General features: G+C 59.7%; 12 protein-coding genes. 3 read left to right on the top strand and 9 right to left on the bottom strand.

Features of this window, described 5'->3' with window-relative positions; all coding sequences use genetic code 11:
• Window positions 1-64: 64 nt before the first annotated feature.
• The 4 genes from F8N44_RS15855 to inhA all read right to left on the bottom strand — a co-directional run bounded on the left by F8N44_RS15855 (window position 65) and on the right by inhA (window position 4266).
• Window positions 65-535, bottom strand: a complete 471-nt coding sequence (locus F8N44_RS15855; RefSeq protein WP_150650958.1) for a hypothetical protein — start codon at window positions 533-535, stop codon at window positions 65-67.
• 331 nt (window positions 536-866) lie between these two features.
• Window positions 867-2432 (bottom strand): methyl-accepting chemotaxis protein, encoded by a 1566-nt coding sequence (locus F8N44_RS15860; RefSeq protein ID WP_150650959.1) that lies wholly within the window; start codon window positions 2430-2432, stop codon window positions 867-869.
• A 102-nt stretch (window positions 2433-2534) separates the two neighbouring features.
• Window positions 2535-3326 (bottom strand): CPBP family intramembrane glutamic endopeptidase, encoded by a 792-nt coding sequence (locus F8N44_RS15865; protein WP_150650960.1) that lies wholly within the window; start codon window positions 3324-3326, stop codon window positions 2535-2537.
• Between the two features lie 253 nt (window positions 3327-3579).
• The gene (gene inhA / locus F8N44_RS15875; RefSeq protein WP_150650962.1) at window positions 3580-4266 is read right to left on the bottom strand and encodes an isonitrile hydratase; all 687 of its coding nucleotides are present in this window, start codon (window positions 4264-4266) and stop codon (window positions 3580-3582) included.
• 89 nt (window positions 4267-4355) lie between these two features.
• On the opposite strand from inhA, the gene F8N44_RS15880 reads away from it, so the two are divergent.
• Window positions 4356-5339, top strand: coding sequence for a GlxA family transcriptional regulator (locus F8N44_RS15880; protein ID WP_150650963.1), 984 nt, complete (start codon window positions 4356-4358; stop codon window positions 5337-5339).
• Here the strand turns inward: F8N44_RS15880 and F8N44_RS15885 are convergent.
• From F8N44_RS15885 to F8N44_RS15900, 4 genes are all read right to left on the bottom strand, one after another.
• Window positions 5314-6207 (bottom strand): alpha/beta fold hydrolase, encoded by an 894-nt coding sequence (locus tag F8N44_RS15885; RefSeq protein WP_150650964.1) that lies wholly within the window; start codon window positions 6205-6207, stop codon window positions 5314-5316. The two genes, F8N44_RS15880 and F8N44_RS15885, sit on opposite strands and share 26 nt — an antisense overlap.
• A 68-nt stretch (window positions 6208-6275) precedes the next feature.
• A complete protein-coding gene (locus F8N44_RS15890) occupies window positions 6276-6665 on the bottom strand; it encodes a hypothetical protein (RefSeq protein WP_150650965.1) in 390 nt (129 codons plus the stop codon).
• 394 nt (window positions 6666-7059) lie between these two features.
• A complete protein-coding gene (locus F8N44_RS15895; RefSeq protein ID WP_150650966.1) occupies window positions 7060-8886 on the bottom strand; it encodes a glycoside hydrolase family 15 protein in 1827 nt (608 codons plus the stop codon).
• The gene (locus tag F8N44_RS15900; RefSeq protein WP_150650967.1) at window positions 8879-9679 is read right to left on the bottom strand and encodes a glucose 1-dehydrogenase; all 801 of its coding nucleotides are present in this window, start codon (window positions 9677-9679) and stop codon (window positions 8879-8881) included. Before F8N44_RS15900 ends, F8N44_RS15895 begins: the two co-directional genes overlap by 8 nt.
• Window positions 9680-9929: 250 nt before the next feature.
• On the opposite strand from F8N44_RS15900, the gene F8N44_RS15905 reads away from it, so the two are divergent.
• The gene (locus F8N44_RS15905) at window positions 9930-11102 is read left to right on the top strand and encodes an MFS transporter (protein ID WP_150650968.1); all 1173 of its coding nucleotides are present in this window, start codon (window positions 9930-9932) and stop codon (window positions 11100-11102) included.
• Window positions 11103-11213: 111 nt separating this feature from the next.
• Here the strand turns inward: F8N44_RS15905 and F8N44_RS15910 are convergent, their stop codons facing one another.
• Window positions 11214-12347 (bottom strand): cupin-like domain-containing protein, encoded by a 1134-nt coding sequence (locus tag F8N44_RS15910; RefSeq protein ID WP_150650969.1) that lies wholly within the window; start codon window positions 12345-12347, stop codon window positions 11214-11216.
• 130 nt (window positions 12348-12477) lie between these two features.
• Here F8N44_RS15910 and F8N44_RS15915 point away from each other — a divergent pair, with 130 nt between their 5' ends.
• A complete protein-coding gene (locus tag F8N44_RS15915; protein ID WP_150651051.1) occupies window positions 12478-13215 on the top strand; it encodes a thioesterase II family protein in 738 nt (245 codons plus the stop codon).
• The last annotated feature ends 182 nt before the right edge of the window (window positions 13216-13397 follow it).

Genomic DNA, 13397 nt, shown 5'->3' on the forward strand with positions numbered 1-13397 from the left:
TCGATTGCCTGTCACTGAAGCATTTTTTTATGGCAGAGCGGGTCGAAGCGTTGTTCGAAGAAGATTACAAATCATCTCTTAACAAGTTGAAAGTTCCTTTCGGCTGTGTGCGGTACCCATGACTTTTAAACTTTGCTTCAAATGTACCTTTAGCAATCCCCTTGGTGGGATGGATGTCGATATTGACTGTGGCCTCATCAGCATCAACGTAGGTGAATCCATAAAATCCAGACGGCCCAGGCGATGAGTGGCCGTGCTGGAATCTCAGTCCATCGTTCAACGTATAGGTTTTATTGAACGGGGCGTCATTGGTATAGGGGATCGAGAAAAGGTAAAGAAAGATATTTTCGTCCTCCAGCGTTCCTGTCGATCCTGAGATTGACCAGTTCTTTTCGCCTGTCGGAATAAAATGGTGTAGATCAAAAAACGTTTTTACGGCCGTCGTTTCGGGATTGGTGCCGAATTGCCAAGTGAGGACATTTCCCTGCTTCTGAGTAAGATCTGTTTTCGGTATGTAAATAAGTTGTGCAGTCATCTTCAACTCCTTGGTCTTATCGTGTGAACAATTGCGAGTGTTTGTTCGACGATTTATAAATAAACCCATGAAAGTTGACTGTCTACTGTCAGGTCTGACAGTAGACAGTTGCAATATTTTGTGGGTTGATTTTGGAATGTCCAACACAGGATTTATTAAAGAAGTGCACCTTGGGTATTAGATTCCTCGGGTCGGCGGTTGTGGCGAAATGAGTGACTGAGCTCTTCATGCGCAGCTCAACTCAAACCGAACCCCGGGTTGGGTAATTTCACTGACACAACAAAAAACCCGGAAGCTCTCGCTGTCCGGGTTTTTGTCATCACCACATCAATCAGCGGTTAAACCGCTCCACCAACGAGTACTGCGTATTCGCCGTTTTCGTCAGCTCTTCACTCAACAACGCCGAGTTATGCGCTTGCTCCGACGTTTGATCCGCCAACTCCGAAATATTGCTGATGTTGCGGCTGATCTCTTCAGCCACCGCACTTTGCTCTTCCGTCGCCGCAGCGATCTGCGTGGTCATGTCGGTGATGTTGGCTACCGCTTGACTGATGCCGACCAATGCCTGATCCGCTTCCAGCACTCGCGCCACACCTTCCTCGGCCTGACGATGCCCGGCTTCCATGGTCTGCACGGCACTCGAAGCTGTCTGCTGCAACTTGGCGATCAGGGCGTGAATCTGCCCGGTCGATTCACTGGTGCGCTGTGCCAGTTGACGAACTTCATCAGCCACCACGGCAAATCCACGGCCCATCTCGCCGGCACGGGCCGCTTCGATGGCGGCGTTGAGTGCCAGCAGGTTGGTCTGGTCGGCGATACCTTTGATCACGTCGACCACGCCGCCGATTTCATCGCTGTCCTTGGCCAGTTGGGTGACGGTCAAACCGGTTTCCCCAACCACCACGGACAAACGCTGAATGGCTTCGCGGGTTTCCCCGGCGATGTCACGACCGCGACCGGTCAGACGATTGGCTTCCTGAGTGGCGTCAGCAGTGCGCTGTACGTGGCTCGCCACTTCCTGAGTGGTCGCGGCCATCTGGTTGACGGCGGTGGCGACCTGTTCGGTTTCCACGCGCTGACGTTCCAGACCGGTGGAGCTTTTGTGCGCCAGGGCGTCGGACTGTTTGGCCTGATCTGTCAGGTGTTCGGCGGTGTCCTGCAGGCGGGTCAGGCAGGTTTTCAGGCGTGCTTCCTGGCTGAGGATCGACATTTCCAGACGCGCCTGGGCGCCACGGCTGTCGGTGTACATCTGCGCGATCAGCGGGTCGGAGGTGGTCTGCTCGGCCAGGCGCAGCAGGCGTTTGAGCCCGCGTTGCTGCCATTGCAGGCCCATCAGGCCCAGCGGTACCGACAGACCGGCGGCGAGGGCGAAGCCCCACTGCGAGTTCAGGGTCACGCCGATCACGAAGCTCAGTTGGCTGACCAGAATGAACGGCAGCCAGTCTTGCAGCACCGGCAGCCATTTATCGCTGGAAGGGATCGCCGACTTGCCTTGGTTGATGCGTTGGTAGAGCGCTTCGGCACGGCGGATCTGTTCAGCGGTGGGTTTGATCCGCACCGACTCGTAACCGACCACCTGATTGCCGTCGAACACCGGTGTGACATAGGCGTTAACCCAGTAATGGTCACCGGTCTTGCAGCGATTCTTGACAATGCCCATCCATGGCAAGCCTTGTTTCAGTGTGCCCCACATATGCGAAAACACCGCCGCCGGTACGTCGGGGTGACGGACCAGGTTGTGCGGCGCACGGATCAGCTCTTCACGCGAAAACCCGCTGATTTCGACGAAAGCGTCGTTGCAGTAGGTGATCACGCCCTTGGCGTCGGTTGTGGAGATCAACCGCTGCTGAGCCGGGAAAGTCCGTTCGCGTTGTGTAATGGGCTGGTTGTTACGCATGGTTTTTCAATCCGCAAGGCTTTGAAAGGTTGTCGGCGGTGACAGCTTTTTATTGAAATTTTTTTTCAATAATCAGCACGCCGTCGCAAAACGGCGCTTGCTTCAGCCGGCGAGCATCGGATAGGTGAACAAACCGAAATGCAGCAGGTTCAGGCCGAAATGTGTGGCGATCGCCGCACCGAGCCCGCCAAAACGATAGGCCAGACCATAGCCGACCCCGGCCAGGCCTGCCAGCAACACCCAAGTCCAGCCCGCACCGGCGTGCACCAGACCAAACAGCAACGAGGCCAGCAGCAGGGCGAGGTTTTCACCGTACGGCAGGTGTTTGAAGCGTTGACTGAGGCCACCCTGTATATAGCCGCGAAACAAAGCTTCTTCGACCAAGGTCACCAGCAGCAGGTTGTTCAGCACCCACAGCCATGCCTGATCCGGCCACTTCGGCGCCCAGGCAATCACACCCAGCAACAGCGCGCCGCCGAGGGCCATAATCGCGCTCAGCGTCAGGGCGAGGGCGGTGGCGTACACGCTGAGGCGCAACGAACGTCGCCCGACAATCCATGGGCAAACCAGCAACAGCCAGAAGCCAACCAGCGGTTTATCAAGATTCAGGTACATCGCGAACGGCACGGCGTTGTCGGTAAAGCGCTGCGGATCGATGGCGCGCCCGTTGGCGAAACCCGGTAGCCAGTGCAGAGCCAGCGCCAAAGCCAGCACGATAAACAGGCCATGACCGAGAAAACGTGCGACCGGCACCTGTTGCTGGCGAACGGCAAAACCGGCGAACACCAGCAGCCCGATGGAAGTCAACGCCAGCCAGCCGAGGTGACCGTAGCTCAGCGCCCATCCATAACCGAGGCTGAGAAGCGCCAGATAGAGCCATGGCAATGCCTTCATCGAAAGTCCCTGTGCAGAATTTGTGGAAGGGCTTTCTACACGGGTGGGGGCGTGGGGACAAGTGAAGGTGTGGCGGCAAACCGGGACAACTCCAATACCGTTGGCCAAACATAAATCCCAATGTGGGAGCGAGCTTGCTCGCGAAAGCGGTGTGACAGGCAATAGTTGTTTCGACTGATACACCGCATTCGCGAGCAAGCTCGCTCCCACAGGGGATTAGTATTCCAGAAAGGGTTTTGCGTTTGGCGTGGGATCAACCCAAGTTCAGTTTGGCGGCAGCACGCTCGGTGATTTCCGTGCGCAGCTTCAGCGATGGCGCTGCACGTAAACGTGCTTCATCGACAATCGCACCCGGCGCAGTTTCCGGGCTGCCCGAGTTGAACGGCGGCGCCGGGGCATATTCCAATTGCAACTGGATCAGTTGTGCCGCGTCAGCACTCACCAACTCTTCAGCCAGTACCAAGGCAAAATCAATCCCCGCCGTTATCCCGCCACCGGTAAACAGATTGCCGTCACGCACCACCCGATCCTTCACCGCAATCGCCCCCAAGGTCGACAGCAAATCGTGATACGCCCAATGCGTGGTCGCGCGCTTGCCTTGCAGCAGGCCCGCCGCACCGAGCACCAGCGAGCCGGTGCATACCGATGTCACGTACTTCGCCTGCGCAGCCTGACGCTTGATGAAGTTCAGCGTCACCTCGTCTTCCATCAACGCGCCAACGCCACCACCGCCGGGCACACAGATCACATCCAGATCCGGGCAATCCTCGAACGTGGTGCTCGGTTTCAGCAGCAGACCGGTGCTGGCGGTCACCGGCATCAGATGCTTCCAGATCAGATGCACCTGCACGCCCGGCAGCGAGGCGAGCACGTCATAGGGCCCGGTCAAATCAAGTTGCTGAACTTGCGGAAACAACAGAAAACCGATCTGCAGCGTCATCGTGCTTACTCCATGAAAAGGGGTGGACGGCTTCACTGTAGGCGCGTAGGTTCTGGCGCATACGCCAATAACCCCACGAATTACGCCAAATGCCCAAAGCCATCCACGTACTTGCGTTCGCCAACATGCAGATTCTCGACGTCACCGGGCCGTTGCAAGTATTCGCTTCTGCCAACGACATCGCCCGTCAGCGCGGCATGGCGATCCCTTATGCGCCGAGCGTGATCGCCAGCGGTGGCGGGGCGGTGATGTCGTCGGCCGGGTTGGCAGTGTTGGCCGAGCCCTTGCCGAAAGCGGCCAGCGACACATTGATCATCGCCGGCGGCTGGGGCATTTATCCGGCGGCCGAAGATGTGCTGTTGGTGGATTGGGTGCGCGAGCATGCCGGCAAATGTCGGCGCGTGGCCTCGGTCTGCACCGGCGCATTTCTCCTCGCCGCCAGTGGCTGGCTCGATGGTCGCCGTGTGGTTACGCACTGGACCCGCTGCGAGCAACTGGCGCAGCAGCACCCGAATTTGCACGTCGAGGCCAATCCGATCTTCATCAATGACGGCCCGGTGTGGACCTCGGCAGGCGTCACCGCCGGCATCGACCTGGCATTGGCAATGGTCGAAGAAGATCTGGGCAGCGACATCGCACTGGACGTCGCCCGCCATCTGGTGGTGTTCCTCAAGCGCCCGGGTGGGCAATCGCAGTTCAGCGTGACTTTGTCGTTGCAGAATCAGGGCAATCGGTTTGATGAGTTGCACGCGTGGATCGCCGAAAACCTCACCTGCGACCTCGGCATCCCGACCCTCGCCGAACAAGCCGGGATGAGCGAACGCAGCTTCGTCCGCCACTACCGCGCCGACACCGGCCAGACCCCGGCGCGAGCGATTGAACTGATCCGCGTCGAGACGGCCCGCCGATTGCTCAGCGACACTGGTTTACCGGTCAAACGCATCGCCGCCAATTGCGGGTTTGGCAGCGAAGAAACCTTGCGCCGCAGTTTTCTGCGGGCGATTGGCGTGACACCGCAGGCCTATCGCGAGCGCTTTTCGGTCAGCGCTACAACAGATCCAGCAATGCCTTGAGGGTTTCCTGCGGCGCTTCTTCAGGAATGTTGTGGCCGACCCCGGCCAGCACGCGCCGCTCATAGAAACCGGTGAAGTGCTCTGCGTCTTCATCGTCTTCCGGTGCCGGGCCAACGCCGTCGTCAGCGCCGCACAGGGAAATGGTCGGCACGCTGATCGAGGGTTGCCGAGTCAGTGCCTTCTCCATCGATTCAAGCCCCGGATCGCCCGCGACATACATGAACCGATGTCGATAGGAGTGGGTCACCACGTCGACGAAATCAGGGTTGTCGAAGGCCGGCGCAGTCAGGGGATACCGCTCGGCATTGCGCGACCAGGTCGGTGACCACAGCTTCCAGAGCCACTCACAGAACTCCCGACGATTTTGCCTCAGGCCTGCAACGCCACGCGGCGTATGGAAGTAATACTGATACCAGAGCCGATGCTCAGTCTCTGGATCGAGCGGTCGCGTCGAGTTTGGGATGTCCTGCAGGTTGTAGCCATCGCCGGTCACCAGACCACGCACCCGCTCGGGAAACAACGCCGCAACGATGCACGCCGCGCGACCGCCCCAATCGTAACCGCAGAGGGTGGCCTGTTCGATGGACAGTGCATCCATCAAGTCCAGCAGATCCTGGGCCAACGCCGCTTGCTGGCCAGATCGCAATGTTTGTGGGTGGTTGAACCGGGTCGGCCCGTAGCCGCGCAAGTACGGCACGATGACGTGGTAACCCGCTGCGGCGAGCGCCGGGGCGATCTCGTCATACGCGCGAGGGGAGTAAGGAAAGCCGTGGAGCAAAATCACCGAACCGCCGCTGGCCGGGCCGTGCTGTTCGTAGGCAATGGTCAGACTGGCAGTTTTGCAGGACAGAATCGCTTTACCGCTCATACCGGGTTCCCTTTATTCGAACAGCACCTTCTGCCAGTGATCTTCACTGATGGCAATCGGCACGCCGCTTACGCCTCAGCTTCCGCCACCTGATTGAAATACTTGCTCCGATCCGGGGTAAACGTCACTACCATTTTCGTGTGTGAACAGGTCAGCGAACGCTCTTCACTCAGATCGATATTCAGATCCTCACCGCGCAGGCCTTGCCACTGCGCCAGATATTTCAGCGAGCCATATTTTTCGTTTTTCTTCAGGCTGCGGCTCACGCCACCTTTCCAGCCGAGCACGGGCAGTTCGCCGGCGAGACATTTTTGCGCGAGGTCGGGGAAGCGGTTCGCGCGCTGGCGGCCGATTTCCCAGCACTTGATCAGGCCTTTGTCCGCGGCTTCCCAGAGTTGGGTGCGGGTCAGGCCGCTGCGAAGGGGCGTTTCGATGGTGCGCTGGACGTGCTGGGACATTCTGGTTCCTTGAATTCGGGTTTTATTGGACAGCTCCGCTGTGCCCGTTGCGGTGGATGGTAGGGGGGGATGTAACAGCTGGCAACAGGGTATTTCCGGGTGTGACTGCGAGTTGCAGGGCAGGCACGGTTCAGGGGATGTTGACCATTTGTAGTCTTATGGCCGTTGAAAGCTGTGCTGAGGGAGTTTGCTCCCGCTTGGCTGCACAGCAGGCGCAAAGTCAGGCAATCCGGTGCTTCAATGGGATTGGAGAGTCAGGTTTCAGGGCTGCTTCGCGACCCGGCGGGAGCAAGCTCCCTCGCCATAGGGGGTAGAAGTGAGCCTGCTTTTGCGTAGGTGTCAGTCCTACAATTGGCTGTTGATGCGGACTATTTCCTACAGCCTTTGGTGACAATTACGGCTGCCACTCACTCTTTTCCCCGCTCAAGCGCCGATCCAGAAAACTCGCCGCACTGATCAGCGCCAGATGTGTCAGCGCTTGCGGCGTATTGCCCAGATGCCGCCCATGGCTGTCGAACTCCTCGGCGTACAGGCCCAGCGGATTGGCGTACCTCAGCAATTGTTCAAACTCCAGATGCGCTTTTTCCACCTGCCCGGCGCGGGCCAGGCATTCGACGTACCAGAACGAACACGCCGCAAACGCGCCTTCGGTGCCGGCCAGGCCATCGATATTGCTGTCGTCATTGCGATAGCGATAAACCATCCCATCACGGACCAAGGTCTTTTCGATGGCTTCGAGGGTCGAGAGCCAACGCGGATCCTTGGCACTGACGAAACGCACCAGCGGCATCAACAACATCGAGCCATCCAGCGCCGTGCCGCCCTTGTACTGGACGAAATGCCCGCGCTCCTCATTCCAGAAGTTGTTCCAGATGTCGGCGTAAATCGCTTGCCGAGTCTGGTCCCATTGCGCGAACGGTGCGGGCAGCGAACGTTTCGAGGCCAGTCGGATCGCCCGGTCCAGTGCCACCCAGCACATCAGCCGTGAGTGCAGAAAATGGTGCTGCTCACCGCGCATTTCCCAAATGCCGACATCGGTGGTCTGCCAGGTCTCACAGACTTGGTCGACCACTTCGCGCACGTGTTGCCAGCCTTCGTGAGAAATCGCATCGCCATACTTGTTGACCAGATACACCGCGTCCATCAGTTCGCCAAAGATGTCGAGCTGGATCTGGTCATACGCGCCATTGCCGATGCGCACCGGTTTTGCGCCGCCGTGGCCGGACAAATGAGCCAGTTCGGTTTCCGGCAATTCTTGCTGTCCATCGATGGCGTACAAAATATTCAACTTCATCGGCTTGCCGCAGCAATCGCTGACCCTGCCGCGCAGCCAGCCCATATAGGCATTGGCTTCGCCGACGAAACCCAGACGCATGAACGCGTACACGGTGAACGAGGCGTCGCGAATCCACGTGTAGCGGTAGTCCCAATTGCGCTCGCCGCCCGGCGTTTCCGGCAGACCGAAAGTGGCGGCGGCGAGAATGGCGCCGTGTTTGCGCGAGGTCAGCAGTTTGAGCGCGAGGGCCGAGCGGTTGACCATTTCGCGCCAGCGTCCGCGGTAAATCGACTGACCGATCCAGTCGCGCCAGAACTTCAGCGTGCGTTCCATGCACAAGTGTCCGGCGCCTTCGGCGAATCGCGGATCATCGGTCGCACCGAGCATGAACGCCGCCGTTTCATCTTGCTTGAGTGTGAATTGCGCCACCGCCGCTTGCGCGTCGATCTGCATCGGCTGGTCCGAAGCCAGGCGCAGTGTCGGTTGGCCAGAAGCGCTGAACGTCACGTCTTGTTGATCCATCTGTGCTCGGGTGTCGGCTCGGGCGTAATCGTGGCGCACGGCGCAGCGCATCGTGAAAGTCGCCGAGCCGCTCACTACGCGAACCCGACGCATCAGCAGCGGCAGGGCATCATCACTGTCTCCGATGGGCAGCAGATCGGTGACTTCCACCACCGCCCGCTCGCTCAGCCAGCGGGTTTGCAGGACATTGGTGTCAGGCAGGTAAATCTGCTCGCGGCGCGCGTCGGGCAAGTCCGGGGCCAGTTGGAAAATCCCCGCGTCGGGAGTATCCAGCAGCGAACAGAAAATTGACGGGCTGTCGAACTCCGGCCAGCAGAAAAAATCCACGCTGCCTCGGTCGTTGATCAGCGCCGCACTGCGCATGTCGCCGATGATGCCGTGGGCGTCGATCGGGCTTTGTCGTTCCAGGTGATGCTCAGCCATTGCCGCGAAACTCCGGATAGAGGCTCATGCCGCCGTCGATAAACAGGGTGGTGCCGACGATGTAATCGGAGGCGTCCGATGCGAGAAAGACCACCGCGTTGGCGACGTCCTCAGCATCGCCGATGCGCCCGTAGGGAATCAGTTCGAGGAGCTTTTCAGCGGCCGCGCCTTCGGTGGCGTCTTGATTGATCGCCGTGCGAATCGCCCCCGGCGCGATACCGTTGATGCGGATGCGTTGGTGGCTGACTTCCTGCGCGAGCGTCTGCATCAACTGATCGACGCCACCCTTGGATGCGGCGTAATTGACGTGCCCTGCCCAGGGGATGCGCTGGTGCACCGAACTCATGTGGATGATCTTGCCGGCCGCGCGGGACACGTCCTCGCGAATGCCCTGGCGATTGAAGATCCGCAGGGCGGCGCGGGCGCAGAGAAACTGGCCGGTGAGGTTGACGCCGATCACCGCGTTCCAGTCGTCCACGGTCATGTCCACGGCGGCCGCGTCTTTTTGCATACCCGAGTTGGCCACAAGAATATCCAGCGAGCCGAAGGCGTCGAGGGTTTCGGCGAACAGTCGTTCAACTTCGTCTTCCTTTGACACGTCGGCGCCGATGGCCAGCGCCTGACCGCCCTCGGCAATGATCTGCCGGGCCAGTGCTTCGGCCGGTTCGGCCTGGCGGTTGTAGTTGATGACCACCGCCGCGCCGGCTGCGGCCAGGGCTTTGGCGGCCGCGTGACCGATGCCGGAGCTGGCGCCGGTGATCAGGGCTACTTGTCCGGTGAGGGAGATGTGCATGCAATGGCGCGCCTTGAGTGGGGGCTTATTTAGCTGACCGGCGGCTGACGCTGAGAGTTCATTCGGGGGATGCGGTGATTGCGTTGGCCCCTTCGCGAGCAAGCTCGCTCCCACACTGGATCTGCGGCGTACACAAATCCTGTGGGAGCGAGCCTGCTCGCGAAAGGGCCTTCACATTCCACCAACAATTCCCCGCTTCCACGCCATCCGACCCTATGGCAACTTGGCGGCCCTTGATGAGGCTGCACCCATGGCAAACCCCTACCGCGAATTGTTCAACGCTCCCGGCGCACGAAATTTTGTGCTGGCCGGGATGATCGCGCGCATGCCGATCTCCATGACCGGTATCGGTGTGATCACCATGCTCTCGCAGTTGAAGGGCGGCTATGCCTTGGCCGGTGCGGTGGCGGCGACGTTCGCACTGGCAACGGCGTTTTGCGCGCCACAGGTGTCGCGGCTGGTTGACCGTTATGGCCAGCGAAGAATCCTCCCGGTATCGGCGTTGATCGGCGGCGGGGCGCTGTTGATGCTGCTGCTCTGCACGCGTTTGCAGGCGCCGACCTGGACGTTGTTTGTTTTCGCCGCGCTGGCCGGTTGCATGCCGAGCATGTCGGCGATGGTGCGGGCGCGCTGGACGGAAATCTATCGCGGCCAGCCGCAACTACAGACTGCTTATGCGCTGGAGTCGGTGCTGGATGAAGTCTGCTTTATCGTCGGTCCGCCGCTGTCGGTGGGGTTGTGTGTGGCGGTATTCCCCGAGGCCGGGCCGCTGGCGGCTTTGTTGGCGCTGGCGATTGGTGTGACGGCGTTCGTCGCCCAGCGCAGCACCGAACCCGCGGTGCATCCGCATGAGTCGCATCATCAGGGTTCGATCATTCGTTCGACCGATATTCAGTTACTGCTGGCGCTGATGATTGCCATGGGCATCATCGTCGGGGTGATCGATGTGGTCAGCGTTGCTTTTGCCCAGCAGCAGGGACAACCTGCCGCCGCCAGTATCGTCTTGTCGGTGTATGCCATCGGTTCGTGCCTGGCCGGGATCGCTTTCGGGGCGATGCGTTCGAAATTGCCATTGCCACGGTTGTTCTTGTACGGCGGGGTCGCGACGGCGGTGACGACGCTACCGCTGTTGCTGGCGAATAATATTCTGGGCTTGTCGCTGGCGGTGTTTATCGCCGGGTTGTTCTTCGCGCCGACGCTGATTGTGGCGATGGCGTTGATTGAACGCATTGTGCCACCGGCCAAACTCACCGAAGGCCTGACCTGGCTGGTGACCGGTTTGAGTATCGGTGTGGCCGTTGGGGCCGCCGGCTCCGGTTGGCTGGTGGACGCCTTCGGCGCTCGCAGCGGCTTCTGGCTGGCGATCGCGGCGGGGGCGGTGGTGCTGGGTTCGGCGGTACAGAGTTACCGCCACCTGAAATGAGATTGTTATTGTGGGAGCGAGCCTGCTCGCGAAAGCGGTGTGTCAGGCAACATTCAGATTGAATGTGAAATGGCTTTCGCGAGCAGGCTCGCTCCCACAGGATTTGCAGTGTTACCAACCCCGTCCCGAATTCACCCAGAAGTTCACCGACAATGAGGTCGATACCGACTCCACCTGATGGAACCAGCCCTCCGGCAAAAACAGCAAATCCCCAGCCTCCAGCGTCACGCGCAGGAATGTCACTGCACGCGCCGCCGGGAAACGCTCGTAGTCCGGCGCATCCGGGTTGAAATCGCAACCGTCCAGCCCACCGTCCGGCGCCGTCGACCAAGTGCCTAGTGCTTCCCGGTGATGCGGGGCGGCGAGGGTGAATTTTTTCTGCCCCCAGACCTGGGCGAACAAATTATCAGTGTCATCGCGGTGCAATGGCGTCAACGTACCCTTCGGCCCGATCCAGATTCGCGGCGGTATGAACAGTGAGCCATCGAAGTAGGCTGGGTACTGGATCTGTTGCATCAGCGCGGCCGGCAGGATGTTGTTGCCCATGTAGGCCGGCGGTTCACCGTCCGCACCTTTGACCGCCGGGCTGTCGAGCGAGGCGATGAAGTCGGCCATCGATGTCGAGCGGAAATCCCGTTCGGTGGAAAAGCTTTTCTTCACGTAATCACCGTGGCGGGTGATGCCTTGCAGCTCGGCGAAATGCACCAGTGATGCTTCGCGGCTGAGCTTGAACAATGGCCAGTCGTGCAGCGCATCACTGATGACCACTGGAATACCGTTCGGCAAATAATGCTGTTCGAACTCGGCCACTGACAACTCGCTGCGAGGGCGACGCTCGACAGTGAGCTGGGTCGGCAGAGCACGGGTCAGTTGTTCGCTGAAACGGGGCGGCGTCGGGTAGCGCTTGTTCATGTCGACCTTTTCCACCACCGCGCCTCCGTGGCGGGCATGGTCGATGATTTGCGGCAGCAGTGTCGCCAGGCCCATGTTGCCGCCGATCTTCAAGCGACCGCTGGCAAACAGCTCTTCGACGTTGGCCGTGCCATGCATGATCCCGACAAAGTCCTGTTGCGCAACTTCGATGGTCACGTCCGGGCTGGCGTGGTGGCCGGCCTCGGTGCGGCTGCTGGTCTTGACCTCGGACCAGTAAGCCTGCTGCGGGCCGAAAACGAATTGGAAAACCCCTTCGATACCGACGGCGCCGGCATTGGCGAACAGTTTGCCCAGGATGCTCTGCAGGTCCACGGCGAATCCTCATTATTGATTTTGGTCTGAACAGTTAACGAGCGCCCGGGTCGGGGATTTAGCCAGCGCCGACTAATTTGCCCGGGCAGTCATCCGTTTCTCTCTACAGATGAATTTTTTTGAGGAAAGTGTGGTGACCCAGCTGACTCTGCTGTGCCTGCCGTATTCCGGTGCCAGTGCGATGGTCTATAGCCGCTGGCGGCCGAAGTTGCCGCAATGGCTGCAACTCAAACCGGTCGAGTTGCCGGGACGCGGCGCGCGCTTTGATGAGCCGCTGCAGACCGACATGCGCGCTCTGGCGATGCAGTTGGCCAAGGAACTGCGCCCGACCCTCAAAACCCCGTATGCGCTGTTCGGTCATAGCCTCGGCGCATTATTGGCGTGCGAAATGGCCCACGCCCTGCGTGCGCTGGGTTGCCCGGAGCCGGTGGCACTGTTTGCCTCTGGCACCGCAGCGCCGACGATGCGCCTCGATTACGATCGCGGCTTTGCCGATCCCAAGACTGATGCCGAGTTGATCGATCAGTTGCGCACACTCAATGGCACTAGCGAGGAAGTGCTGGCCAATGCCGAATTGATGAGCCTGACCCTGCCGATCCTGCGCGCCGATTTTCTGTTGTGCGGCAAGTTCGAGCCGCTGCAGCGACCACTGCTCAATTGCCCGGTGCATGTGCTTGGCGGCAAGGCCGACCGCGCCACCACCGAACAGTTGATCGGCTGGAGCAAGGAAACCCGTGGCAGCTTTTCGGTGGACATGCTGGCCGGCGGGCACTTTTTCATCCATGAGCATGAGGCGAAAGTGCTCAAGGTGATCAAGGATCAGCTCGAAGTTCATCACCGCCGCCACGCCATGGTCGCCACCGCCTGAGCACCGCATAGCCTGTGGGAGCGAGCCTGCTCGCTCCCGCCTTTGATTTGTGGTGCCCGAAAAATCCCCGCTCTGCCTCCCGCCTGACAGTTGTTCTCAATCGCTAATTTTTCCGTGGTGCATTCGTTTTATAGGGATGACGTGCCTTTGTGCTTCCTGCCTACTGATCCGGATGCTAAGAA

The sequence above is a fragment of the Pseudomonas fluorescens genome, assembly GCF_902497745.1.
GTDB lineage: Bacteria > Pseudomonadota > Gammaproteobacteria > Pseudomonadales > Pseudomonadaceae > Aquipseudomonas > Aquipseudomonas fluorescens_BM.

Bases quoted from the DNA above. Each gene is read 5' to 3' on its own strand.
- F8N44_RS15855 (WP_150650958.1), bottom strand. From the start codon at position 535: ATGACTGCACAACTTATTTACATACCGAAAACAGATCTTACTCAGAAG.
- F8N44_RS15860 (WP_150650959.1), bottom strand. From the start codon at position 2,432: ATGCGTAACAACCAGCCCATTACACAACGCGAACGGACTTTCCCGGCT.
- F8N44_RS15865 (WP_150650960.1), bottom strand. From the start codon at position 3,326: ATGAAGGCATTGCCATGGCTCTATCTGGCGCTTCTCAGCCTCGGTTAT.
- inhA (WP_150650962.1), bottom strand. From the start codon at position 4,266: ATGACGCTGCAGATCGGTTTTCTGTTGTTTCCGCAAGTTCAGCAACTT.
- F8N44_RS15880 (WP_150650963.1), top strand. From the start codon at position 4,356: ATGCCCAAAGCCATCCACGTACTTGCGTTCGCCAACATGCAGATTCTC.
- F8N44_RS15885 (WP_150650964.1), bottom strand. From the start codon at position 6,207: ATGAGCGGTAAAGCGATTCTGTCCTGCAAAACTGCCAGTCTGACCATT.
- F8N44_RS15890 (WP_150650965.1), bottom strand. From the start codon at position 6,665: ATGTCCCAGCACGTCCAGCGCACCATCGAAACGCCCCTTCGCAGCGGC.
- F8N44_RS15895 (WP_150650966.1), bottom strand. From the start codon at position 8,886: ATGGCTGAGCATCACCTGGAACGACAAAGCCCGATCGACGCCCACGGC.
- F8N44_RS15900 (WP_150650967.1), bottom strand. From the start codon at position 9,679: ATGCACATCTCCCTCACCGGACAAGTAGCCCTGATCACCGGCGCCAGC.
- F8N44_RS15905 (WP_150650968.1), top strand. From the start codon at position 9,930: ATGGCAAACCCCTACCGCGAATTGTTCAACGCTCCCGGCGCACGAAAT.